Below are 24,867 nucleotides of genomic sequence, written 5' to 3'. Positions count from 1 at the left end.
ACCTGAGATGTTTCTAGGTTATACAAAGAATATCATGCCAGTTGCATATGAATAATAATATTGAAACACCGGAATCAAACTATGGGCAATTGACGATTGCCGAAGCTACCGCCATACAGGAAAAACTGAAAGGCATTGTGAAGCTTTCGCCCATGGAAGGGGAGATCAAGACCATTGCGGGGGCTGATATTTCACTGGACCTTTACAGCGATACGGTTTATGCCGGGATGGTCGTGCTGAGTTATCCTGATTTGAAACCTATTTCCTATTCGCTCGTCAAAACCACCAATATTTTTCCTTATGTGCCAGGTTTTCTCGCCTTTCGGGAAATTCCGGGCCTGTTGAAAGTTTACGAGCAGCTTCCCGTGAAGCCCGATTGCATCATGTTCGATGGCAACGGCATCTTACATGCCCGGCGAATGGGGATTGCAACGCATTTTGGGGTCCTTACGGATTCGGTTACGATGGGTTGTGCCAAGAAAAAGCTGGCCGGGATTTATGCAGATCCCGGTGAGACAAGAGGTGACTATTCACTGGTAACAGACAGAGGCGACACGATTGGATTTGCATTAAGAAGCAAGAATAATGTAAAACCGGTCTTTATTTCGCCGGGTCACAAAATGAGCCTGAAAGACAGTATGGACATTACAATGCAATGTCTCGGCAAGCACCGGCTCCCTGAGCCGACCCGAAAGGCGCACGAATTTGTGAACCGGTTCCGGATCGGCGAGTTAAAAGAAGGATATCACGAACTGGAACAATGGGGTTTGTTCTAGTTAAATGTCTTGTCTATTTCGTCGAGGAGATATGTTTTTGAATCTGAATCATATTCCCAGAACATCACTCCGGCGAGTTTTTTGTCTAAAACATATTTGCATTTTTCTCTCACAGACTGCTCGTCGTCGTAGCTTAAAACGTCTCCGGTCTTGGCATTGAGCAAGTAGGGTGCTTTTGCCACATCGTCACGGTATTCTTTAAAGCCTTTTTTGTTTACCATGCTGTCTTTGATCATGGTATAACCGTCTACATAATCTTGCTTGATGTGTTTTTGACCCAGGCCTTTATCCAACTTCGCGACGCGGAACATTCTGCCATAGAACGGCAAACCTACAACCAGCTTATTCATCGGAACGCCCTCCGCGGAAAACGCTTTTACAGCATTATCCACCGAATGACTCGCCTTATAAATGTCAGACGAATATAATGCGGCATGATGGACCGCTGTGTCTCCCTGGAAAAGATCATAAGTCATCATGTTCACATAATCCAGAAATGCAGCTGCTTTGCCCATTTCAACTACTTTCAGGAAAGAAGTAAAGCCGGGAACAGCGGTTGTAAGCAGCTTTTTCTTGCCCGATTCTTTTTCAAAAGCGTCCAGTTCTTTACGGATCGCCTCGAACATTAAAGTGAAGTTTTGCTTATCCTCAGGTCTGTAAACGTTGCCGTCCTCACCTGGCATTCCGGGATATTCCCAGTCAATGTCCACACCATCGAGGTCGTATTTCCTGATAATATCAACAGAACTTGCTGCGAATATTTTTCGGGAAGCTTCTGTCAGAACTGCGTCGGAGAAATTTTCACTCCAAGTCCAGCCGCCCAGGGAGATCAGGATTTTAAGATCGGGATTTTTTTCTTTCAGCAATTTGAGCTTGCGGAAATTGGTAGAGTCGGTTTTTTCATTGGTCAAAAACGCCTTTCCTTTCTGAACATCTACAAATGCATAGTTAATGTGGGTCAACTTGTCCACTTCAATGCGATCTGTATTGACGAGCCCGCGAAAGCCGCCAACGTAGCCAATCACAACCGGTTTTGCAGTTGTGCTGTCCGTTGCTGTGGCAGCTTCGTCTTTTTTCTCTTCGGATTTACAGGCCGTTGCAAGGATTAAGGGAGCCACTATGCACATGGCTGCCAGGGGTGATCGCAGGGATTTGGTGAGTTTTAAGAACTGCATGGGATTAGGTTATGGTTGAAGCGATAAAAGTAACTATTACTTCAAAACATCTCCTCATGCAATCTTCATTGAAATCCGGTTATTCCCCGTGCAGTGCCTCCATTTTTTGCAATGCTTTCTGCATGTCAATGCCTTTGCCCAAAACGCCTTTGAACAGATCACCTTTATCCTCGACCCGTTTCAGCATGTTTTTAATGGTAAAATCCCTGGGGCTAAGTCCATGTTTCACCTCGCTCCATTCGAGCGGCGCGGATACCGTTGCACCCGGTTTCGGGCGTACGCTATATGCGGATGCGAGTGTCTGCGCGATCCTGTTTTGCAAAAAATCGACATAAATCTGATCTTTCCTGCGTTTCGAAAGCGACCGTTCAAGCGTGGTGAGCTCAGGAAGACGTTCTACAACAAGCGTTGCGAGGATTTCGGCAAAATCACGACTTTCGTCGTAAGTATATTTCTTGCCAAAAGGAATGTAAATGTGCAGCCCGCTGGACCCCGAAGTTTTGCAGAATCCCGTCATACCAGTCTGATCGAGGATCTCCTTGATCACCAGCGCAACATCTACCACATCTTCAAATGTATTTTTATCGGACGGGTCAATGTCCATCACTATGTAATCGGGGTTATCAAGCTTATTAATAGTGGAATTCCATGGATTCATTTCAATACATCCCATATTGGCAATGTAAAGCAACGTTTCGAGGTCGTTGCAAATGAAATAATTCACCATTTTCCCTGTTGATTCTGCCAGGATCTCCTCCGTTTTGATCCAATCCGGAACATTGTCACCGGCATCTTTCTGGAAAAAGCTGGGTTCGTTGATGCCATTCGGATTGCGGCGGAGCGATAAGGGGCGATTTTTTAAATAAGGGATAATGTAAGGCGCTATTTCACTGTAATATTCCAGTAATTCACCTTTCGTAATCTGCTCGTCCGGCCAATAGATTTTGTCCAGGTGCGTCAGTTCCGCTTTCTTTTTCATATCACGATGCTTTACGTTTCGGTGCGCTCAAACTTTCCTTCAACTGGGCCATCAGATCCTTGCTTTTCGAATGCACGATCTTCATCTTCGGTGCTGTCGGTTTTTTGCCTTTCGCCTTCGCCATGATCAGTTTCAGCAGCGACTCATTATAGGTGTCTTTGTAATTCGAAATGTCAAAATCCGTCGTCAGCTGCTCGATTAGCTGCACAGCCATGGCCATTTCCGCAGGTTTGATCTTCACATCCGGAATGGTTAGCTCTTCCGTTTCGCGTATTTCGTCCTGAAACCTAATTTTATTTAAAATCAAAAGATCACCAGCAGCCTTTATCAAAACCAGGCTTTCGCGGTTCCGCAGCACATAGGTGCCCAAACCAGCCTTTCCTGTTTTTTTCAAAGCATCGCGCAGCAATGCATAAGGTTTGCCGCCTGATTTTTCGGGTTGCAGATAATAAGGCGTTTCATAGTAAATGCTGTCAATGTCTTTTTCATTGACAAATTCTGCGATTTCGATGATCTTGGTTTTTTCCGGACTGGCTTTTTCAAAATCCTTATCGTCCAGGACAACATATTCATCCTCAACTTTATAACCTTTCACAATGTCATCCCAATCCACTTCCTTGCCTGTATTGGCGTTCACACGCTGATATTTAATGTTAGCGTGATCTTTTTTGTCCAGCATATCCAGATCCAGCTCGGCCTGTTGGGTCGCGCTGAATAATTTTACGGGAATGTTGACAAGGCCAAATCCGATGGCCCCGGACCAGATTGCTCTCATATCTTTTGTCGAAAATGATCAATTATTGTGAGAGACAACGCTTTAAAAATCCGTGCCGGGTTACTGCCCGAGCCAGGTTTTGAATGGCCCCATGCGCTCGCGGCTGATGAGAATGTCACTATCGGCGCAGTTTTCGAGATGGACTTTCAGCCGGCTGTTGGAGTATGTGAAAACGTCTTTAATGGCGGAAATGGAGCTGATATATTTCCTGTTGATCCTGAAAAACTGCTCTGGAGAGACCATTTCCTCAATCTCATCGAGAATATAATCCAATGTGTATTTCTTTCCCTGCCGGGTTTGAAGCAAGGTTACTTTGTCTTCGCTGTAAAAAAAGGCAATGTCTTGTATGTCAATGGTCTGTATACGCTCGCCCAGTTTTACCAGAAAACGTGTTTTGAATGTTTTTGCGGCGGGTTGGATCAGGCTGCGAATCTGATTGAGAGAAATGGCAGGTTCATTTTTGCCTGACTTGAATTTATTCAGTGCATGTGTAAGTTCTTCGGGATCAACGGGCTTTAACAAATAATCGATGCTGTTGAGCTTGAATGCTTTGATGGCATACTGGTCGTAAGCCGTGCAGAAAATGATCGGTGCATTGACCTTAACTTTTTCGAAAATTTCAAAACTAACTCCATCGGCGAGCTGAATGTCAAGAAAAATCAGATCAGGTTCAGTATTATTGCCAAACCATTGAATAGCAGCCGTTACGGTGTCGAGACTAGCGATGACCTGCGCTTCCGGCAATTGCTGGTTGATCAGCTGAATTAAGCGCCTTACGGCTGGTTTTTCGTCTTCGATGATCAGAATTTTCATGGAAAAAGCAATGGTAATGTTACTGTAAATTGGCCGTCGGCATTGCTGACAGCGATATTTTCTTCGCTCAGCAGTTCGTAGCGCTTGCTGATATTGGAAAGTCCGATGCCGGTTGATTCCTCCGGCAAGCTGCTTTTGGGCTGGACATTATTCTCGACAACCAATTGATTATTAATGAGCTCAATATCAATTTTTAAAGGCATTTCCATAGAAGCCACATTGTGCTTGATGGCGTTTTCCAATAATAGTTGAAGCGATAGGGGCGGTAAGGAGCCGGTTGCATGGGCATCCACGCGGATGTGATATTGCAGGCTTTCTTCAAAACGGATCTTTTGTAAGGAAAGATAGTTTTCCGCAAAACCCAACTCCTGTTTTAATGTCACCAACTCTTCCTGCTGGACTTCGAGCACATAACGGTAAATGCTGGAAAGCTGCCGGATAAACTTCGCCGCCGTGTCCGGATTTTCGTAAACCAGGTTGCTCAGCACATTGAGCGAATTGAATAAAAAATGCGGATTCAGCTGGTCTTTCAGCGACTGATATTGCTGGGCAAACCGCTCCGTTTTCAGCTGCTCCGATTCAATCGCCGCCGTGCGCCATTCCAGCAGGAACGACCGGCTGATTAATATGAACAGGATCACAAAGGAGACCTTCATCGGAAACTGCGTCCAGCCAACCAGTCTGTTCCACGGAATGTTATTTAATGTAAAGTTTTTTATAACAAAAAACTGGAACAGAAAAATGATGACAATGCTCGCACAAAAAACATACAGGAAATAGCACAGGCTTTCCAGAATAAGCCTTTTAACGGGATATTGGATCCAGGAAATCGTTTTGTCAAAATAATCTTCCATCAAAAATCCGCCATAACTCAGCGTCGTCGACATCACGAATGAAATCAGGATGTCCTGTGCAAGATCCCGGTAACCTTCCCCGGTCGCAATGCATTCAGCAAAAGAGCCTATGGAAATCACGAGCGCGATCAGCAGGTTTCCCGCAAGAAAAGCCGGAGAGAAATTCCAGAATTTTTTCGAGCCCCGGGTGGTAATTTTCATGAATGATTGGTGTCAGAAAGGATTGTTTTACGTTGCTATGCTCGTTATTGACAGCTTCTGGCCATTTGTTCGGCAAGGCCTTTGCCCCAGGTTGGCATTAAGGCGGCTTTGAGGGCCGACTCATCCTGTGAAGCAAATATAGCCAGACTTTCCTTCGCATATCCGCAAGCTTTTTCGGTTCCGGAGCCGAAAAATTTGGCCATTCCATATTCCATTTGGGCCGTTAACGCATAAGCACGCGGATTCTTCGGATCCATCGCACGCGCCTTGCCAAATGTCTGCAACACCGGCCCCGACAAGCTTTGCCCGCGGTTTGCCGCATCCGCATTGAGTTTGGCCATTAATACAAAGCCCTGCAAAGCAACGACTTCCGCATTGTTTTTGGATAAGGCGTCGGCTTTCTGAGCCAATTCGTCCGCCTTAGCAAGCGCTTCGTCCTTTTTATCCAGCGAAAGGGATTTGTCCATGGCCTGGAATGTGTACGCAAGTCCCTGATAATAAACCGGCAGCCATTCTCCCGGATTCAACTCCGCGATTCGCCCGAACGTATTCGCCGATTGCTGCAAAACAGGAAGTGAGTCGGTTGAAGTAAGTTTCGCAATTTCCTTTTTCATCGCTTTCTGGTAAGGTGATTCCTGTGCAGAAGCGGTAAAGAATGATAGTAACAAAAGGATGATAATCTGGGCTTGCTTTTTCATAATGTTCATGTTTGAAAAGATTAATAGTTTTTAAATGATGCTTTATAGCCGACTTGATATTGGTTTGTGAATGCTTGGCGGTGCTTTATAAATTGTTCAGCTGATTGGCTTTTTTATCCTTTGAAAGCGTGATGAAAAGTCCGGCAAAAAGGAAGCGCTTGGCGCCCTGTCCTACGGGCCTGCTTGCATAGGAACCCGATTCATCCGGCTGCGTCGCATATTGATAGCCGAATACATTCTGCCTACCCAAAACATTGGAGCAAGCCACATGCAGGATCACATTGGGCTTGGGCAGATAGCTGATGCTCAGACTCAGATCGCTATATGGCTTCGTTTTGCGCTGCATTTCACCGGGCAGATTAGGATCATTAAAAGCATAGCCGCTGTTCCACGACCAGGATGTTCCCAGCAAGGATTTCATAGCCGTCACAAAATGTTTCACCACGACCGAGCCGTTGTGTTTGGGTGCAAATGACGGCTGGACTTTGGTTTCATAGGCCGCAAACCTGCGCTTGCTGTCCACAAAACTGTACGTGATCCAGAAATCGGTATCCTTTATGGTTTGCTTGTCGCGCAGGAAAAAATCAACGCCTCGCGCATAGCCAGCACCATTCAGAGCCACGTTTTTAGGATCGCTCGCCAAGCCTTTGTAAGTGACCAGATTATCGTAGTTTTTATAAAAAGCCTCCGCGCGGAATGTGCGGTTATTGTTGACTGTGAAGTAATTAAGAATGTAATGTGTTGCCGCGGAATTTTTAAGGTCGGTCTGGCGCACCCGCAGCTTTTCTTCTGCCAGTTGTTTGAACTTGCCAGCTGCAAAAGAGAATTGCCCTTGATTATCCAGTTTATAGGCGATGGAAAAACGCGGCGTGAACCAGGTTTCTTTTGCCAATGTGCTGTGCCCGCTCCGCAGGCCGCCGACCATGATCAAGCGGTTACTGAAATAGTAAGTCGCTTCCAAGAAATGGTTGAACTGGTGATCCGTAAACTGCCTTTTCAGGTTCTGGCCGGGCAATGCTTCCGAGTAGGTTTTGGCGTAATATTCCAAGCCGTTTTTGAGGGAAAACTGCGCAGAGAAGTCTTTAACCGTTACCGCTTTGGAATGAAAAATCCGGTTGACCTGCCGGATATCATCCGCATTGAGCTGAATAGCGTCCCTATTGTCGGACAGCGCCGCACCTCCGTAAAAGAGCCAGCCTTTGCTTCCCGAATGCCGGAAAGAAACATTGCCATAGTGATAGCGGTTGTTGAGCTTAACCCGGTCGCCGCGGCCATCATTGCCAGGGATTTTCTGCCAGATCGCCATATTGCTGCCTTCTGTGTGAAAATAGGCCTTGATAAAACCCGCTTTGCCCGTCACCGCATTTCCCCATTTACGACGCAATGAAATCTCCGAATCCCAGCTCGACGGCGCTTTTTCCCAATCAAAATTTTGCCTTACAAGCGATTGGTAAGGGGCCAGATTGTAATAGTTTGCCGAGGCAGTCAATGCGCGGTTGTCCTTCACCAACGTTTGCGTATAACCGCCGCCCAACGACATAATGCTCACATCTCCCTGGTTTCTGAGCGGAAGGTCCACCGTATTCAATGCCAAAGCCGATGAGAGCGCCTGCCCATATTCGGCGGAATAACCTCCTGTGCTGAAAAACGATCCTTTGAATAAATTAGCGCTGAACCGGTTGCGGGTCGGCACATTGGAAGTGGTGCTGCCAAATGCATTTCCCACTTGCAGGCCATCAATAAAAATAGAAGTTTCCGAGGCATCACCGCCGCGTACAAACAGCCGTCCGTCGTTGCCTACGGTGGAAGTGCCTGGTAATGTAAGCAATGCGCCAGTAATGTCGCCCATGGCGCCGGAGGTTGTTACAATGTCGAGCGGTTTGAGCACCACCGATTTTTTCTCATCACCGGCCTCCATCGCCCCAGCAGAGATGGTCACGGCATTCAGTTGATTAATGCTTTCTGCGAGCACAATGTTCGCGGTTATGGGCTGTCCCCGAAGTTCAAGAACCAGTTCCTGACTTTTAAAACCGATCGCCTGAACGGTTAATGTTTGGTTTTCCGCTTCGGTTGTAGTGAAAGCAAAACGGCCGTCCGCACCGGAAGTGGTCCCGTCATAAGTGCCTTTCAGGTAAATGTTGATGCCGGGCAGTGCCCCGCCTTTGTGATCCGATACCCGGCCCGAAATGGAGGTTTGGGCTATTGCAGCTGATGTAAGAATAAGAAGCAGAAGTGTAAAGCCGATTTTCATTTGTCCCTTGGTTTGACCCAAAGTTGTTCAGAATGATAATCGTGGAAAAAGCAAGGTTACCGGAGTTCAGAAACTGACCTATGAACTGCGGAAATTGTTGACCGAAGTGTCTTTTAAACGTAACTGATTTGCAGAAATCCGGGTGCTTATTATAGGAGCAAAACGGGTTTAATTTTCATTTTTGCAGCACATAGTGTAAATTTTTTTGAATTTTTACAAAATGTTAAAAATCAGCATTTTGCTTATCAGGTTTTATTTTATTTAGACAAAAATCACTCTTGAAACCATAGAAAGAGCGAATGTGCTGGCCGTGCTGGCATGCTTATTTAACCGACCATTGCAAAACAGTTTACATCGACTAACTCTTAATTTCGAATATAACATGATCGCTACACTTGGTAATAACGCAATAAATACATTGAAGCCTGGCGCAGTTCTTACAGTTTCTGACGCACAAAACGAAATGGACGCGCAGAAAGAAATTGCTGATTTTCTTCAAATGAGCAACAGAACGGATCTTAGCTATTTTTCAATTTCAGAAAATTATTTCCTGTTGTATTCGAAGTCTGATAGTCCTGTAAGCGGCATCGCATAAGTAATTATTATCTTTAAATTAGTCATGGTACAATCAGGTACATTTCAATTGCTGGGCCAAAAGCTCATTAATATCATCATTCACAAAGAAGACGTAGTTAAAATAGCACCGATACAAGAAGGACCCGGCTGCATTATTTATCTGAAAAACAAGGTTCCATACGCAGTGAGCGAAAGCGAGCGCGAAGTTTATAAGAAGTTGGACTGGATCGCTGCCTGAAACGCGATTATAGTAGTGAATAGAGAGCGAGGCTTCTAAAAAGAAGCCTCTTTTTTATGTTCGGCGAGTGAGAAAAATCCAATTACCCCGAACCACCCAAAGCATATCCGCGTTATACGGCCTACTGCTACGCCACATCACTCCATAATGTCCAAAAAAACATATTTCTTTCTCATCCTGATTCTAGGCAGCTTAACGGCACTCGGGCCTTTTTCAATTGATATGTATCTGCCCGGTTTTCCGGCCATTGCCAAAGACCTGCACACCACAGCAGCCAAGGTTTCACTCTCATTATCCGGATTTTTTGTTGGGATTTCGGTTGGTCAGCTTCTTTACGGGCCGCTGCTTGACCGGTTCGGTCGGAAAAAGCCTTTGTTCATCGGGTTAGTGGTTTACATTCTGGCCTCAGTGGGTTGCGCAATGGCCAATAGCATTAATGATTTGATTTTACTGCGGGTTATCCAGGCAATAGGAAGTTGTGCGGCTACGGTTGCGTCGGTTGCGATGGTTAGGGACTTGTTTCCGGTGAAGGATAATGCAAAGGTTTTTTCGTTGCTGCTTCTGGTTGTTGGCGTTTCCCCTATGATCGCACCCACCGTGGGTGGTTATGTTACCGATGCATTCGGCTGGCATGCCGTGTTCTGGATCCTGACAGGCATGGGTGTGGCCATTCTTCTGGCAACGGTGCTTTGGCTGCCGGATAGTTACAAGCCGGATAAAACCCTTTCCTTGAAGCCAAAACCCATTCTGCTTAATTTTCTGCAAGTGATCCGGGAGCCGCAGTTTTACACTTACGCGTTAACGGGTGCCATTGCATTCTCTGGTCTGTTCGCTTATGTAGCAGGCTCTCCGCTGGTTTTTATGGAGGTCTTCCATACAGATGGCAAGGTTTACGGATGGATCTTCGCTTTTCTTTCCGTTGGTTTTATAGGTTCGAGTCAATTAAATACATTGTTTTTGAGAAAATTCACCAGCGAGCAAGTTGTCAATACGGCGCTGATTTGCCAGGTCATTGTCAGTTTCGCCTTTCTCGCAGCTGCATTGGCCGGCTTGCTCACACTTCCGGTCGTGATCGTTTTTCTGTTCTTCTTTCTTTGCTGCATTGGTTACACCTATCCCAATGCCGCCGCGCTGTCATTGGCTCCGTTTACGAGAAACGCAGGCAGCGCATCGGCATTAATGGGTGCTTTTCAAATGGGAATGGGCACATTGATATCCATTGTGATCAGTATTTTTGAAGAGCCATCCGTTATTCCGATGGTGGCTTCAATGGCCGGATCTTCGCTTCTGGCGCTTTCCATGCTTGTTTTTGGCAGGCGTTTTATCAAGGAAAAAGTGGAAGTGCAGCAAGGTGCAGATGCTGCTATGATACACTAAAACCAGTTTTCCTGACTTTATTTGTGCATGGATTATTTCAAGAACCTCCTCAATTTACTTAAAACTGAAAGGGAAGAAGACAGACTTGCTTACCAGCGACTAACCGAAAGATCATCGGTTTCCGAGCGGCGCGCGAGTGGGTTAAGCTGGTATCCCATTGCCATAAGAGGCTCGGAAATGAGCCGCGGCGACTATTTGACCGTCGAAATTGAACGCACCACCCACCAGGATATTTCCCACCAGCTCCGGTTTGGCATGCCGGCTGTTTTGTTTTCCAATCACGAGCCAAAGCAGGACAGGTTAGAAGGCATTATTACGCATCAGAGTGGTAACCGGCTCAAAATCACGCTTCGGACGGATGAGCTTCCCGAATGGTCACGCGATGGAAAGCTGGGCATCGACCTGCTTTTTGATGACAATAGTTACGACGAAATGCAAGGTGCGATTAAGGCCGCAACTGCATTGCTTGAAAATGAAAAAGAGGGCCGTCTGGTTAAAATTCTGACCGGAGAGAAATCGCCTTCTTTTAACGACCAACTTCCTAAAATAACGATCCCCAGATTGAACAGCTCACAAAATGAGGCTGTTCATAAAATCCTTTCCGCGTCGGATCTTGCCGTTGTGCATGGCCCTCCCGGAACGGGAAAAACGACCACATTGGTCCAGGCGATAAAAGCTTTGATCAAACAGGATCACCAGCAGATCCTGGTTGTTGCGCCTAGCAATACAGCTGTGGATCTGCTCAGTGAAAAGCTCACAGACGAGGGTTTGAATGTGCTGAGGGTTGGTAACCCGGTGCGTGTTTCGGAACGCCTGATGTCGCTCACACTCGATAGTAAAATCTCGCAGCACGTGCGGATGAAGGACATTAAGGCGCTCAAAAAGCAGGCAAACGAATACAAAAACCTCGCACACAAATACAAACGCAATTTTGGAAAAGCCGAACGCGACCAGCGGAAAGCGCTTTTTGATGAAGCCCACAAGATCATGAAAGAGGTGGGGAGCGTGGAGCAATATGCGATCGAGGATATTCTAGGCAAAGCGCAGGTGATTACAGCCACATTGGTGGGCGCTAACCATTATACGGTCCGCAATTTGAAATACAAAACAGTGGTGATCGATGAAGCCGGACAGGCACTGGAACCGGCCTGCTGGATCCCGATCCTGAAAGCCGAAAAAGTGGTGCTGGCAGGTGATCATTTCCAGTTGGCGCCCACCATTAAGTCAGCCGAGGTTGCTAAAAATGGATTAGCCACTACATTGCTGGAAAAATGCGTCGCGCTGCATCCGGAATCCGTAACATTACTCGAAGAGCAGTATCGGATGAATGAGGCGATTATGGGTTATTCATCTCAAATATTTTATCAAAACAAACTGAAAGCCAACGAGGCTGTCGCGCATCACCTGGTTTTTTCCTCGGATAATGCATTGGCTTTCATTGACACAGCAGGCTGCGGTTATGACGAAAAACTCGAAGGAACCAGCTCCACGAACCCGGACGAAGCCGCATTTTTATTCAAACATTTGACGCAATATGTGACCGAATTGATGCAGGCCAAAAGTTTCTACCCCGGCGAGTTTCCAAGCATTGCAGTCATTTCTCCCTATAAAGAGCAAATTGGTTTATTGAAAGAGCAACTGGCTCATAATGCTCTTTTACAGCCATTTATATCGAAAATCTCAGTCAATACGATAGATAGTTTTCAAGGTCAGGAGCGTGACATTGTTTACATCAGCATGACCCGCAGCAATCCCGAGGGCGAGATCGGGTTCCTGTCTGACATTCGCCGTATGAATGTGGCGATGACCCGTGCACGCAAAAAACTGGTCGTGATCGGCGACAGCGCCACCCTCTCGAATTTGCCCTTTTATTCAGACTTTATTGCTTACGCCGAAGCGCTGGGCGCCTACCAGAGTGCCTGGGAATTTGCGGATATGTAACTGATCGGAAAAATCTGTTGGCATTCTAATGCAACCCGTTTATATTTAAATGCATCTTGTTGACATACAACAGGCATTTTACATCCGGGCCCCGATCTTTCTATGCTCCAACGCTACTTTACTGTCGTTTTTCTTTTCTTACTAATTGCTACTCAATGCTTTTCGCAAGGCACTTCGTCGGGCGGGATCAAGGGGATTATCAAAACCAGGAAAGGCGAGCCGCTTCCTTTTGCCGCAATTGTTGTCAAAGGAACATCCATCAGCACCATTTCCAACGAAGAAGGACGCTATCAGCTGGACCTGAAACCGGGTTACTATGAGGTCATTTTTCAATATTTAGGTTTCAAAACGGGGCAAAAAGCGTTTACGGTTGAAAACAGGATGGAAACCTTTGACCTAACCATGGAAGAACAGGCGCTGAACCTGGGCGAAGTGCGTATAGGAAGCCGTGACGAAGATCCTGCGTACACCATTATGCGCCGCGCCATTGCCAAAAGTCGCTATCATTTGCTCCAAGTGGATAGTTATAAAGCCAAAGCCTATTCCAAATCTTCCATAGTGATCACCGATCTTCCGTTGGAATTTTTGTATAAAAAGGAATTAAAGGAGATGGAAAAGGAAACGAATTTTAAAAAAGGCGTTCCTATCCTCAATGAAAGCGTTTCTGAAGTAACATTTAAACAGCCTAACACCTACAAACAGAAGGTTATTGCCGCCCGTAACAGTCAGGATAAGGATTTCGCAAACCCGAATGCTTATCTGCTGACAAGCTTTTACCAGCCCGAAGTTGTTAAGGCCGTTTCCCCGCTGTCGCCCCGGGCATTTGCTTATTATAAGTTTGAATATCTGGGCGCTTTTCGTGAAAATGGCATTGAAGTAAATAAAATAAAAGTAACCCCGCGCGCCTATGGCGAAGGCGTTTACAAAGGGACCATTCACATTATTGAAGATGAATGGAGTATTTACAGCCTCGATCTGACGACCGTTAATACGGGTTTTACCATTGATATCAAGCAGGTTTACAGTCCGGTGCAGGGTGTGTGGATGCCTGTTAATCAGCAGTTTCACGTGCAGGGAGGCATTTATGGGTTAAAAGGAAAAGGGGATTTCGTGATTTCTCAATCGTTCTCAGACATTAAGATCAATCCTGCATTCAGGCCGGACATTGTGGTGGTGGATGATAAAAAACAGAAGGATGAAGCGAAAAAAGTAAAGCTTACGGGCCGGGAAATCAAGTCGCAGAAATTGGAGGAAGTGGTCAGTAAGCAAAAGGAATTTTCGGCCAAAAACCTGCGCAAGCTCATGAAGGAATATGAAAAGCAGGACCTGAAAACAAAAGAGGAGAAAGGAGAGGACATAGACCTGAACTTCACCAGAAACGATACAACGGTGGTGGATTCCATGGCCAGTATGCGCAGCACGGCATTCTGGGATTCCATCCGAACGGTTCCGTTGACGACGGCGGAGGTGAAAAGTTACACGCGACTGGATAGCATTGTGGTCATGACCAAAGGCACTGAGGAGCAGAAAGACAGTTTGAAGGTTGCCAAATCCGACACTTCTAAAAACAATAAGAAAGGAGGGGGACTGGGCTTTGTAGGCGATATTTTTACGGGCCACAGTTTCCGGTTGGGCAAGAAAAGCCCGTGGCGGCTGGATTATGTGACGCCGCTGCTGGGCGCGCAGGTAAACACGGTTGAGGGATTGGTTTTGAATGGGGGCGGTTTTAAGCTGCGTTATAAAGGGGGCGATCCAAAGAAGAATCAGGAAGTAGTCCAGATTGGTTCTGATGGCGTTAAGCGCTTTTCTGTTCGGCAAGGGCAGGAATTGTCCATTAATGCGCTCACCCGTTACTCGTTCGCCCGGCAGAAATTAATGGCATTTGGTGGCATTGATTATGGCTGGAAACGCAACAAACTCAACCTATCTGGCGGCCAGACGGTTTCCCAGTTTAACGGAGAAAACCCAATGCATCCGCTGCTGAACTCTATTACCACATTGTTTTTGGAGCAGAATTTTATCAAAATCTACGAAAAGAATTTCGTCCGGCTCGACTTTGCAACCACCCGTGAAAACGAACATTTCGAGCTGAAAGCTAACATTGAATACGCTGACCGCAGCCCGCTCCGCAATTTGTACAACACGAATCCATATCGCTGGATCGACTGGAAACGCAGGGAATTTACTTCTAATCACCCGTTTACGCGTTACCCGAGTGGAGAATCAGGGGAGACGTCCACCCAAATGACCAACCACCAAGCCCTGACCATTGGAGTTACAGCAAACTACAAACCCTGGCAGAAATACCGCACCAAAAATGGAAGGACAACCTATTATGACGATGATTCGCCGAAGTTATCATTAAACTATCGCAAAGGGATCAATGATATTTTTGGCAGCGACGTGGATTTCGACCTTTTGCAGGTTGGAATCCAGCATGGATTTGACACGGGGATCCGGAGTAAGCTAAGCTATAAACTAAGTGCCGGAAAATTCCTGAACACAAATGACGTCCGCTATCCCGACTTCCAGCATTTCGCAGGAAACCGGTTTTTCTTTCAGCTCGGCGATCCCGTCGGAACATTCAGAATGCTTGATTACTATCGTTACAGCACGTCGGATCAGTTTTTCGAAGCCCATATCCTGAGCGAGCTGCGCAAATTCCTGCTCACCCAAATCACCTGGTTCCGCGTCCTCGGCATCAAGGAAAATTTCATGCTGCATTACCTGGCCACCCTAGCCTCCAACAACTACACCGAACTAGGCTACGGCCTCGACGTAGGAATCCGCTTCCCCTTCCGCATCGAAGTCGTAAGCAACTTCGAGCGCTTTAAGTATAAAACCACGGTGTTTAGGATCGGGACTACTATGAATTTTAATTTGGGGCGGAATTAGCGGGCATTATAAGAGGAACTCATCAAAGTTGTCTTTGTGAATTACTTTAAAAGTGCTGTCAGGATAGGCATTGGAAAAAACTTTTGAGAAGTGGGATTTTGCTTTAGAATTCCATTTAAATTCATATGCATTCAATTTGCCATCTGATTCTTCTAGGTAATCGATCTCAGTTTGATCTTTGGTTCTCCAATAATAAGTGTTAGCCCAAATTCCCTGGTAATTGATAAATTTCATCCGCTCAGAGATGATAAAATTCTCCCACAAAGCGCCAATATCGGTTCTTAGTTCTGGTTGTGTAAAGTTTGCAATCAGTGCATTGCGAATGCCATTATCATAGAAATAGATCTTGCGACTGTTTTTGAGTTCATTTCTCAGGTTGCGGTTGAATGTTCCAAGCCGAAAAATGACGAACACTTGTTCGAGTAAATTAATGTACTTTTCGACCGTCTTATTGTCCAAACCGCATATCTGGCCTAATTCGTTAAAAGAAACTTGTGAGCCAACCTGAAAAGCCAATGCTTGTAATAAGCGCATCAGTTTTTCGGGCTTCTGAATGTTCTCCCACATTAAAATATCTTTATACAGATAGCTGTCGGTTAACTGTTTTAGTGTCTCTTTTTCAGATCCGGGATGATTCACAATGTCTGGATAGTATCCATAAACCAGTCTTTGTGGCAAAAGTCTTTTTTCCTCCAAAAGCCCATGGTGATTGACCATTTCGCCGAAGGAAATCGGGAACATTTTGTATTCCCATTTACGTCCCGTTAAAGGTTCGTTTACTTTATTGGCTAGTTCAAAAGCAGAGCTGCCCGTGGCCACTAGTTGGACGCCTTTGATATTGTCGGTTATTAATTTCAAACGTAAACCTATGTCAGAAATCCTTTGCGCTTCGTCAATGACAATATTCTTTTTGTCGCCAAATATGCTTTTCAGGCGTGATGAGGTTGCATTTTCAAACAAAGCCTGCACATCAGTTTCATCTCCATTAAGCCAAAGTGTATCTTCTTTGTTTGAAAATAATTTATTTAGCAGTGTAGTTTTCCCAACCTGACGCGCTCCCAACAGAATGATAGCTTTGCCATCATGAAGTTTTGATTCGATTATCTTTTGCAAATTGCGTTTAATCATGGTCGCTCTGAAATAGGACTAAAAATACAACTTTTTGGGAATGGATTCCTAAAAAGTAGTATTTTTTTAGGAATCCATTCCCAAAAAGTTAGGTTTTGTTGGGTGAATTGAGCTCTGTGCAAATTCTCCAACCAATGGTTGGAGAATTTAGATAGCCTACACCAGCGCCTCCCACAATATCTCTGCCGGGTGCTTGGCGTGGCGGCCGGTGCCGTCGTGGATCTGGTGGCGGCAGCTGGTTCCGGGTGCGGCAATAATGACTTCTTCGGGTTGCTGGCGGACGGCTGGGAAGAGGACCAGTTCTCCGATTTGCATGGAAATGTCATAGTGCTCTTTTTCGTAACCAAACGACCCGGCCATGCCGCAGCATCCCGATGGAATGAGCTGAACATTGTAGTTTTCTGGCAGCGAAAGCATTTTTTTCGTTGGTATCATGCTCGAAATGGCCTTTTGCTGGCAATGTCCGTGCAATTTGATCAACCGCTTCTCCTTGGTAAACTGATCTTTTGAAATATGTTTTAACTCGATTTCACGCGAGATGAACTCGTCAAACTGCAATGCGTTTTGGGCCAGTTTTTTGGATTTTTCCACAAGCTCATCGCTAACCAGGTCCGGATATTCATCGCGGAAAGTCAGGATTGCGGACGGCTCAATGCCCACGAGCGGGGTGTCATACGAAATGATGTCTTTGAGGAGGTTAATGTTCTCCTCGGCGATTTTTTTCGCATCCTTCAAAAGTCCTTTCGAAAGCTGGGGACGGCCGGAAGGGGCATGTTTTGGAATAATCACTTCATAACCCAGCTTTTCAAGCGTCAGAATGGATTTTTTACCAATTTCAACATCATTATAATTGGTAAACTCATCACAGAAAAGATACACTTTCCGACCTGTGGATTTTGTTGCTTTGCGCTGGTCATACCACTTTTTCAACGTCGTGCTGTGCAGGAGCGGCATAGTTCGCTCCGGGTGAAAGCCTACCATGGTGTTGGCTATTTTCCGAAGTGGTGCGTTTTTGAAGACCAGGTTATAGGCCCATGGGACATAGCTTGCAATGCCGGTCATTTTTGAAAAATTTCCGACCAGCCAGGAACGTAGCGGAATGCCGTTTGCATCGTGATATTGTTGCAAAAATTCCATTTTCAATTTCGCAACATCCACATTGGAAGGACATTCTCCTTTGCAGCCTTTGCAAGCCAGGCAGAGGTCGTACACTTCCTTAATCTCTTTATTATCAAACCGGTTTTCTTTCGGAGAACGCGTCAGCATTTCTCTTAAAATGTTAGCCCGTGCACGTGTCGTGTCCTTTTCGTTGCGGGTAGCCATGAAACTCGGGCACATTGTCCCGCCGCTCATTTGCGTTTTGCGACAGTCGCCTGAACCGTTGCATTGCTCGGCGTGCTGCAGAATATCCTGGTCCTGAAAACGGAAGTAAGTCTTGAATTCGGGTGTTTGCTGATCGGCTTCGTAGCGCAGGAAAGTGTCCATTGGGGCCGTATCCACAATTTTTCCCGGGTTGAAAATATTGTTAGGGTCCCACACCCTCTTAATGTCTTTGAAAAGCTGGTAATTGTGCTCACCAACCATTTTTGGGATAAATTCTCCCCTTAACCGCCCATCGCCATGCTCTCCGGAAAGCGAGCCATCGTATTTTTTAACCAGGTTCGCAATCTCTTCCGCGATCATCCTGAACTGGCGGTGTCCCTCGCTGGTTTTGAGGTTAATGATAGGTCTCAGGTGGATCTCGCCTGTTCCTGCGTGCGCATAATGCACGGCCGACATGCCATGTTTTTTCAAAATTTCATTAAAATCGCGGATATAATCGGGCTGATCGTAAACATCAACAGCCGTATCCTCGATCACCGCAACCGCTTTTTCGTCACCCGGAATGTTGCCGAGCAGTCCCAGACCTGCCTTTCTTAATGTCCAGATCTTTTTTGTATCGTCACCAAAGAGCAACGGATAATGGAAACCCATGCCCGCATCCTGCAACTCTTTGATCATTTCTGTTGAAAGTGCTTCCACCTCCTCCTTCGTTTCCCGCGATAAATCCACAACCAGGATGGCCGGATATTTACCGTCAGGTTTATTTTTTACAAAAAATGCGTTTTTCTTCTGTTCTGCGTTCGTAGCGGCACATTCAAGAACGTAGTCATCTATTAATTCAACTGCGTGCGGTTGATATTTCAGGGTTAAAATCGTTGCCCTTAATGCTTCGTCAATCGTATCGCAATGCACACAAACCAATCCCTGCGTTTTAGGCGGGAGCGGAACGAGGTTTAACTTTATTTCTGTCAGAAAGCATAATGTTCCCTCAGAGCCTGCGATAAGGCTGCACATATTAAATGGCTGTGCTGGCTCACCAAGGGCGTTTTGATTAGAATATGGCTCGGTATGAAGCAGCATATCCAATGCGTAACCCGTATTTCTTCTGCCTATGCTGGGCTTTGGAAAGTTTCTTCTAATCTCATCCTGGTTTACAGATGATTGTAAAATTTCATTTGTTTTGAGATAGATTTTATCCAAAAGCGTCGCGCTTCCGTTTTTCTGTTGCGCACTTGTTAGCAGATTTTTGAAATCCGCTCCTTTTATATTCTTAAATTCTGCATCCGAACCATCTGCCAGGATTGCTTTCACTTCCAATGTATGCTCTCTGGCGCTGCCGTAAACGATAGAATTGGAGCCGCATGAATTGTTTCCGACCATTCCGCCGATCATGGCGCGGTTAGCCGTGGAGGTTTCCGGCCCGAAATAAAGTCCATAAGGTTTGAGGGCCATATTAAGCTCGTCACGCACCACACCAGGCTGCACACGGACCCATTTTTCGGCCGCGTTTATTTCCAGGATTTTTGTAAAATTCCGTGAAACGTCCACCACAATGCCGTTCCCCACAACCTGCCCTGCAAGAGACGTTCCGGCGGTTCTTGGAATCAGCGAAATGCGTTTTTCCGTAGCATATCTGATCAGTGTTTTGATATCAGCCTCCGATTTTGGAATGGCCACGGCAAGTGGCATCTCACGGTAAGCGGAAGCGTCGGTTGCGTACAGGGTGCGCATCGTATTATCGAAATGCAGTTCACCCTCAAGTTGTTTGGCTAGAAGACTTAAATCACTGTTAGTTACGGAAAGCGGCGCAGTCATGGTGTTGGATAAGCGGGAAAATCAGCTCCAAAGTTACGAACAACGATCAAGGATTTCCAGCAAAATATTTTCAGAACGCTATATCGGTCCACTGGCCAAAAAATTAAACTTTAATTAAAAAAGTCACCGAAATGGGCTGCTTTTGTACTTCTCAAATATAGCGTTTGCACTATAATTATATAATATAACTTTCTTGCTTAAAAGTTGATTTATTTAAGCAAGTTTAAAGAAAACCATATTGTATTATCCGGCTCTTTTATATTATTTTGTATGACCGTCATTGAATAACTTTAACTTTTTCATAGTAAAATTCATAAAAAAGCCCGAATTGAGTGTGACAGGGCATTTTTTACCGAAGATGAACGCAAATGTTAAAATGATACACAGGCGGTGACCAGATTTAACTATTTACTTAACAGACCTATGATGAATTTATCCTTTCATGTGTTTCGTCGACATGATTCAAGCAATGAAAAGAATGTTGTGACGAAAGCGAGATTAGCAGGGCGCAACACAGGGCTTTTCGGCTTCCTGATGATCTTGATCGGTTTAAGCACGAATGTTTTTGCACAGGATGTGAATGTATCCGGTAAGGTTACTGACGCCAGAGCGGGTGGAGTACCAGGAGTTACAGTTACATTAAAAGGGAGTACAAAAGGAACAAATACGGATGTTGAAGGTAACTACCAGATTAGTGTTCCGGGAAATGCAACATTGACTTTCAGTGCCATTGGGTATGAGACTCAGGACATTGCAGTTGGTAATAAATCCACCGTCAACGTGACACTCACCGAAGACGTTAAGGCTTTGGAAGAAGTTGTTGTAGTTGGTTACGGAACGGTAAAGAAAAAGGATGCAACCGGTGCGGTGTCCGCTTTGGGATCGAAGGATTTCCAGAAAGGGATCGTTACTTCTCCTGAGCAATTGATGCAGGGACGCGTTGCGGGTGTGCAAATTACCCAGTCCAGCGGTGAGCCGGGCGGTGGTATTAACGTGCGTATCCGGGGAACGTCGTCTGTTTTGGGCGGTAACAACCCGTTATTTGTAATCGACGGTGTGCCTTTGAGCGGCGATAACACTTCATCAGGTGGTGATAACCAGGGTGTTGGCCGTCAGCCAGCGAAAAACCCGCTGAACTTCCTGAACCCGGACGATATCGCGAGCATGGACATTCTTAAAGATGCATCTGCAACAGCGATTTACGGTTCACGCGGTGCAAATGGTGTTGTTTTAATCACTACAAAAAGAGGAAGAGGAAAAGGATCCCTGGATTATGGGTATTCTCTGGGTGTAAGCAACATCACAAAGAAATATGATCTTTTGAATGCAGCGGAATACAAAGCAGCTGGCGGACAGGATCAAGGTTCAGATACTGACTGGCAGGACCTGCTTTTCAGAACTGCGCTAACACATCAGCACAACTTGTCTTATGGTGGCGGTGACGCTTCGGGTAACTATCGTTTCTCACTGGGTTACATGAACCAGGACGGTATCGTGCAGACTTCTAATGTTAAACGTTACAGCGTTGGTTTCAGCGGTCAGAAAAAATTCATCGGTGATAAATTGACAGTAGGAAGCAATCTGAACTTTGCAAACACGCAAGATACAGGTGTTCCAATTTCTGAAAACATTGGTTTTGAAGGTGATTTGATGGGTAGCATTCTGAAAGCTAACCCTACACGCCCAGCGTACAGAGGCGATACATTGAACCAGTCTACAACTACGGAGCCTAACCCGCTTGCGTTTGTTAATCTTTCAAAAGATAATAACAACACGCTTCGCGCGCTGGGTAACATCAATGCTGAACTGGAAATTTTCAGCGGTTTGAAATTTAAAACGGTTCTTGGGTTTGACAAATCAATGTCTACAAGAAAACAGGCTTATTCAAGAGATCTGGTTGTTGCAGGTATTGGTGGTACTCAAGAATCAGACAAAATTGGCCGCGTGTATATTCGCGATGTGGAAAGTAACAACCAGTTGATGGAAAACTACTTTACTTATGACAAGGAAATCGGAAACGTTACATTGAATGCGCTTCTGGGTTACTCTTATCAGAGCTTCGAAAATGGAAGCAAGAACGTGGCTGCTGCCAACTTCCGTACCAACGACCTGGATCTGATGATTAACAACCTGGGTATTGCAGGAACTGTTGGTGTTAAAGATGCAACATCGCTTTCAAGTGTTGGTTCTGTTATCCAGAATTCAAGCTATGTAAAGGATGAGCTTCAATCTTACTTCGGTCGTGTAAACCTTGGTTTCGGAAGCAAATACTTGTTCACTGGTACATTGCGTGTGGATGGTTCTTCTAAATTCGGTGGTAACAATAAATATGGTTACTTCCCATCAGGAGCTTTCAAATGGAAATTGGTTGAAGAGGATTTTGTTCCTAAAACTGTCTTCACAGATCTTTCTCTTAGAATTGGATATGGTGTTACAGGTAACCAGGCAATCCCTCACAATGTATACGACAGACGTGACAGATACAGCGATTACGCGATCAACCAGGGTGCTGACGGCATTACAGGTGGTGGTTTGAACGCAGTAGCCTTCAACAACCCGGATCTCAAATGGGAATCAACTGCTGCATTCAACCTTGGACTTGACTTCTCGATCTTGAAAGGAAGATTGAGCGGAACACTTGACCTTTATAACAAGAGTACAAAAGACCTTCTTTTTAAAGTTGTTGCAGCTCAGCCTGCACCGAACCCATTTGTATTCCGCAATCTTGACACAGACATTCAAAACCGTGGTATTGAATTGGCTTTGACTGGTGTGATCGTGGATGGCAAGAAATTCACATGGGAAATGGTGGTGAACGGATCTTACAACAAAAACCTTGTTAAAAACCTGATCGGAACATATGATACAGGTGAGATCAACGGTCAGGGTCTTTCGGGTGCATTTGCACAGCGTTTGGCAGAAGGCCAGCCTTTGTTCGCTTACTTCCTTCGCGAGTTCGGCGGATTTGACGACAACGGAAACTCACTTTATCCAAATGGTGACTTCCAGCAGTTCCTGGGTGGAAAAAGCCCGCTTCCAAAAGTTAACGCCGGTTTAACCAATAACTTAACTTTCGGAGCGTTTGATATGAGTCTGTTCTTCAACGGTGTTTTCGGACATTACATTTACTCAAATACTGCTAACGCATTCTTTACACAAGGTTCGTTTGCCAACGGACGTAACGTAACGAAAGATGTTATCGGAAATAAAGAAGGTGCTTTGAATGCTCCTGATGTTTCGACCCGTTTCCTTGAAAAAGGCAATTTTGTTCGTCTGCAAAACCTTTCACTAGGATATCGTGTTCCGATGAAAGCGAACAAAGTGCTTAGCAATGCAAGACTTTTCGTGACTGGTCAGAACTTGTTGACATTCACTAAATACAGCGGACAAGATCCAGAGGTGAGCACAAACAAATCTTTAAATGACATCCCTTCATTCGGAATTGACTATACCGCTTACCCGAGAGCAAGAACGTGGACAGTTGGTGTTAATGTATCATTCTAATTCTAACTAATTATAAAATGAAAACCAGTCAGATATATAAAATAATGGTTACCGGGGTTTGCATGGCGACGCTGTCGGCTTGTACTGACCTTGTTAACGAGGAAAAGGATTCCGTGGTAAACGAAGTGGTGGAAGGTAATTTCGCACCGGTGAATGTGGTTGAAGCGCTTTCGTCTGCTTACAAAGATCTTTCTACTTACTCAGATCAGGCGGGTGTTTACGCACTTGGCCAGCACACAACAGCAGAAATGATCCCGCCAACACGTGGTGTTGACTGGGGTGATAATGGGGTGTGGCGTACGCTTGACCAACATACCTGGGATGCTTCTCACTCCTATATTCTGAGCGCATGGAATGCATTGAACCAGAGAGCTTATAAAGCAACTGAGATCATCGCATCCAATCCAACCGCTGTTCAGAAGGCAGAGGCGCAGTTCCTGAGGGCATATAATATGCACTGGGTTATGGATTACTGGGGTTCAGTTCCGGTCAGGGAAGTTACACAAGGTGTTAATGATCTTCCAAAAGTGTTAACGCGCTCGGAAGCATTTGATTACATCATTAAGGATCTGGAAGAAGCACTTCCTAACCTGCCTAAGAAAGGGCCGTCTGTAAATAACGGGACCGCTTCGAAAGCAGCTGCCAACTTCCTTTTGGCTAAAATGTATCTTAACAAGGCAGTTTACAAAAGCACTACACCAGAAGGGCCCTACACCTTTGATAAGGCTGATATGGACAAAGTGATTGCTTACGTAGATGCAATTACAGCGGACGGATACGCATTAGAAGCGGATTACTTCGCTGCATTCTCCGCAACTGCTAAAACCGAGCCAATTTTCAACGTTCAGGAAGGAACTGCTCAGAACCGCTGGATGATGACATTGCACTATGGCCAGAACCCATCGGGATGGAATGGTTTCGCTACACTTGCTGATTTCTATGACACTTTCGAAGCAAAAGATACGCGTATCGGAAAGCCTGCGAAAAAAGATGGAACTGAGTTTTCAGGTATCAGCTATGGTTTCCTGATCGGTCAGCAGTATGATGAAAAAGGTAAGCCAATCATTGATACTCGTACGCAGAAGCCTTTGCAATTCACGAAAGACGTTCCTTTGGCTGGTGCAGCTACCGATAAAGGTATCCGCGTGATCAAATATCACCCTGCAAACTCTGGAAAATATCTTTTGATGCGTTACGCAGATGCTTACCTGATGAAAGCAGAAGCATTGCTGAGAGGTGGAAATGCAGCAGGTGCCCTTACACAGGTGAACGCACTTAGAAAAGTTCGTGGAGCAACAGCATTGGCATCGTTGACGGAGGCTAATCTTTTCGACGAAATCGGTCGCGAGTTGTACTGGGAAGGTGGTAAAAGAACTACTGAAATCCGTTTCGGTAAGTTTACAACCGGAACAGGAACGTCTGTTAAAGACGCTTATACAGTGCTTTATCCAATTCCTTCTGCTGCCTTGGTTTCCAATGCAAACCTTGAACAGAATCCAGGATATTAAGACTCAAATCATATCTTTTGACAAAAATGCTCGATCATTT

17 protein-coding genes are annotated in these 24,867 nt (G+C 45.4%); 8 read left to right on the top strand and 9 right to left on the bottom strand.

All coding sequences use genetic code 11. From position 1 onward, the window contains the following. The first annotated feature begins 47 nt into the window (after window positions 1-47). The gene (locus LZG74_RS15490; protein WP_233797451.1) at window positions 48-776 is read left to right on the top strand and encodes an endonuclease V; all 729 of its coding nucleotides are present in this window, start codon (window positions 48-50) and stop codon (window positions 774-776) included. On the opposite strand, the gene LZG74_RS15485 is transcribed toward LZG74_RS15490, so the two are convergent. From LZG74_RS15485 to LZG74_RS15455, 7 genes are all read right to left on the bottom strand, one after another. Beyond that, window positions 773-1,951 carry a glycoside hydrolase family 18 protein gene (locus LZG74_RS15485; protein ID WP_233797450.1) on the bottom strand — a complete coding sequence of 393 codons (1,179 nt, stop codon included), beginning with the start codon at window positions 1,949-1,951 and terminating at the stop codon, window positions 773-775. The genes LZG74_RS15490 and LZG74_RS15485 overlap by 4 nt on opposite strands. A gap of 79 nt (window positions 1,952-2,030) precedes the next feature. Next, window positions 2,031-2,930, bottom strand: a complete 900-nt coding sequence (ligD, locus tag LZG74_RS15480; RefSeq protein ID WP_233797449.1) for a non-homologous end-joining DNA ligase — start codon at window positions 2,928-2,930, stop codon at window positions 2,031-2,033. A 1-nt stretch (window position 2,931) separates the two neighbouring features. After that, window positions 2,932-3,705, bottom strand: coding sequence for a Ku protein (locus LZG74_RS15475; protein WP_233797448.1), 774 nt, complete (start codon window positions 3,703-3,705; stop codon window positions 2,932-2,934). A gap of 60 nt (window positions 3,706-3,765) precedes the next feature. Next, window positions 3,766-4,518, bottom strand: coding sequence for a LytTR family DNA-binding domain-containing protein (locus tag LZG74_RS15470; RefSeq protein WP_233797447.1), 753 nt, complete (start codon window positions 4,516-4,518; stop codon window positions 3,766-3,768). Next, window positions 4,515-5,573 carry a sensor histidine kinase gene (locus LZG74_RS15465; protein WP_233797446.1) on the bottom strand — a complete coding sequence of 353 codons (1,059 nt, stop codon included), beginning with the start codon at window positions 5,571-5,573 and terminating at the stop codon, window positions 4,515-4,517. The genes LZG74_RS15470 and LZG74_RS15465 overlap by 4 nt, the downstream gene beginning before the upstream one ends. A 44-nt stretch (window positions 5,574-5,617) precedes the next feature. Further along, entirely contained in the window at window positions 5,618-6,271 is a 654-nt protein-coding gene (locus tag LZG74_RS15460) for a hypothetical protein (protein WP_233797445.1), read from the bottom strand. A gap of 85 nt (window positions 6,272-6,356) precedes the next feature. Next, a complete protein-coding gene (locus tag LZG74_RS15455; protein ID WP_233797444.1) occupies window positions 6,357-8,522 on the bottom strand; it encodes a TonB-dependent receptor in 2,166 nt (721 codons plus the stop codon). Between the two features lie 382 nt (window positions 8,523-8,904). Between LZG74_RS15455 and LZG74_RS15450 the strand changes: the two genes are divergently transcribed. The 5 genes from LZG74_RS15450 to LZG74_RS15430 all read left to right on the top strand — a co-directional run bounded on the left by LZG74_RS15450 (window position 8,905) and on the right by LZG74_RS15430 (window position 15,549). Then, a complete protein-coding gene (locus LZG74_RS15450) occupies window positions 8,905-9,117 on the top strand; it encodes a hypothetical protein (RefSeq protein WP_026628618.1) in 213 nt (70 codons plus the stop codon). Window positions 9,118-9,141: 24 nt separating this feature from the next. Further along, window positions 9,142-9,336: a hypothetical protein gene (locus LZG74_RS15445; protein WP_026628617.1), complete on the top strand. Its 195-nt coding sequence runs from the start codon at window positions 9,142-9,144 to the stop codon at window positions 9,334-9,336. A gap of 147 nt (window positions 9,337-9,483) precedes the next feature. Further along, the gene (locus LZG74_RS15440; RefSeq protein WP_233797443.1) at window positions 9,484-10,713 is read left to right on the top strand and encodes a multidrug effflux MFS transporter; all 1,230 of its coding nucleotides are present in this window, start codon (window positions 9,484-9,486) and stop codon (window positions 10,711-10,713) included. A 27-nt stretch (window positions 10,714-10,740) separates the two neighbouring features. Beyond that, window positions 10,741-12,654 (top strand): AAA domain-containing protein, encoded by a 1,914-nt coding sequence (locus tag LZG74_RS15435; protein ID WP_233797442.1) that lies wholly within the window; start codon window positions 10,741-10,743, stop codon window positions 12,652-12,654. Between the two features lie 102 nt (window positions 12,655-12,756). Next, window positions 12,757-15,549, top strand: coding sequence for a DUF5686 and carboxypeptidase regulatory-like domain-containing protein (locus tag LZG74_RS15430; RefSeq protein ID WP_233797441.1), 2,793 nt, complete (start codon window positions 12,757-12,759; stop codon window positions 15,547-15,549). 6 nt (window positions 15,550-15,555) lie between these two features. On the opposite strand, the gene LZG74_RS15425 is transcribed toward LZG74_RS15430, so the two are convergent. Further along, window positions 15,556-16,662 carry an ATP-binding protein gene (locus LZG74_RS15425; protein ID WP_310589330.1) on the bottom strand — a complete coding sequence of 369 codons (1,107 nt, stop codon included), beginning with the start codon at window positions 16,660-16,662 and terminating at the stop codon, window positions 15,556-15,558. Between the two features lie 171 nt (window positions 16,663-16,833). Beyond that, a complete protein-coding gene (locus tag LZG74_RS15420; RefSeq protein WP_233797439.1) occupies window positions 16,834-19,815 on the bottom strand; it encodes an FAD-binding and (Fe-S)-binding domain-containing protein in 2,982 nt (993 codons plus the stop codon). A gap of 423 nt (window positions 19,816-20,238) precedes the next feature. Between LZG74_RS15420 and LZG74_RS15415 the strand changes: the two genes are divergently transcribed. Both LZG74_RS15415 and LZG74_RS15410 read left to right on the top strand, forming a co-directional pair. Further along, entirely contained in the window at window positions 20,239-23,319 is a 3,081-nt protein-coding gene (locus LZG74_RS15415; RefSeq protein ID WP_233797438.1) for a TonB-dependent receptor, read from the top strand. A 17-nt stretch (window positions 23,320-23,336) separates the two neighbouring features. Continuing rightward, window positions 23,337-24,827: a RagB/SusD family nutrient uptake outer membrane protein gene (locus LZG74_RS15410; protein ID WP_233797437.1), complete on the top strand. Its 1,491-nt coding sequence runs from the start codon at window positions 23,337-23,339 to the stop codon at window positions 24,825-24,827. Window positions 24,828-24,867 lie beyond the last annotated feature (40 nt).

Source organism: Dyadobacter sp. CY327 (genome assembly GCF_021390415.1).
Taxonomy (GTDB): domain Bacteria; phylum Bacteroidota; class Bacteroidia; order Cytophagales; family Spirosomataceae; genus Dyadobacter; species Dyadobacter chenhuakuii.
This window is presented reverse-complemented; position numbering and strand designations above follow the sequence as displayed.

What these genes read in the sequence shown, in the direction of transcription:
- LZG74_RS15450 (WP_026628618.1), top strand. Translation starts at nt 8,905, where the DNA reads ATGATCGCTACACTTGGTAATAACGCAATAAATACATTGAAGCCTGGC.
- ligD (WP_233797449.1), bottom strand. Translation starts at nt 2,930, where the DNA reads ATGAAAAAGAAAGCGGAACTGACGCACCTGGACAAAATCTATTGGCCG.
- LZG74_RS15420 (WP_233797439.1), bottom strand. Translation starts at nt 19,815, where the DNA reads ATGACTGCGCCGCTTTCCGTAACTAACAGTGATTTAAGTCTTCTAGCC.
- LZG74_RS15455 (WP_233797444.1), bottom strand. Translation starts at nt 8,522, where the DNA reads ATGAAAATCGGCTTTACACTTCTGCTTCTTATTCTTACATCAGCTGCA.
- LZG74_RS15460 (WP_233797445.1), bottom strand. Translation starts at nt 6,271, where the DNA reads ATGAAAAAGCAAGCCCAGATTATCATCCTTTTGTTACTATCATTCTTT.
- LZG74_RS15430 (WP_233797441.1), top strand. Translation starts at nt 12,757, where the DNA reads ATGCTCCAACGCTACTTTACTGTCGTTTTTCTTTTCTTACTAATTGCT.
- LZG74_RS15465 (WP_233797446.1), bottom strand. Translation starts at nt 5,573, where the DNA reads ATGAAAATTACCACCCGGGGCTCGAAAAAATTCTGGAATTTCTCTCCG.
- LZG74_RS15410 (WP_233797437.1), top strand. Translation starts at nt 23,337, where the DNA reads ATGAAAACCAGTCAGATATATAAAATAATGGTTACCGGGGTTTGCATG.
- LZG74_RS15475 (WP_233797448.1), bottom strand. Translation starts at nt 3,705, where the DNA reads ATGAGAGCAATCTGGTCCGGGGCCATCGGATTTGGCCTTGTCAACATT.
- LZG74_RS15470 (WP_233797447.1), bottom strand. Translation starts at nt 4,518, where the DNA reads ATGAAAATTCTGATCATCGAAGACGAAAAACCAGCCGTAAGGCGCTTA.
- LZG74_RS15445 (WP_026628617.1), top strand. Translation starts at nt 9,142, where the DNA reads ATGGTACAATCAGGTACATTTCAATTGCTGGGCCAAAAGCTCATTAAT.
- LZG74_RS15485 (WP_233797450.1), bottom strand. Translation starts at nt 1,951, where the DNA reads ATGCAGTTCTTAAAACTCACCAAATCCCTGCGATCACCCCTGGCAGCC.
- LZG74_RS15435 (WP_233797442.1), top strand. Translation starts at nt 10,741, where the DNA reads ATGGATTATTTCAAGAACCTCCTCAATTTACTTAAAACTGAAAGGGAA.
- LZG74_RS15440 (WP_233797443.1), top strand. Translation starts at nt 9,484, where the DNA reads ATGTCCAAAAAAACATATTTCTTTCTCATCCTGATTCTAGGCAGCTTA.
- LZG74_RS15415 (WP_233797438.1), top strand. Translation starts at nt 20,239, where the DNA reads ATGATGAATTTATCCTTTCATGTGTTTCGTCGACATGATTCAAGCAAT.
- LZG74_RS15490 (WP_233797451.1), top strand. Translation starts at nt 48, where the DNA reads ATGAATAATAATATTGAAACACCGGAATCAAACTATGGGCAATTGACG.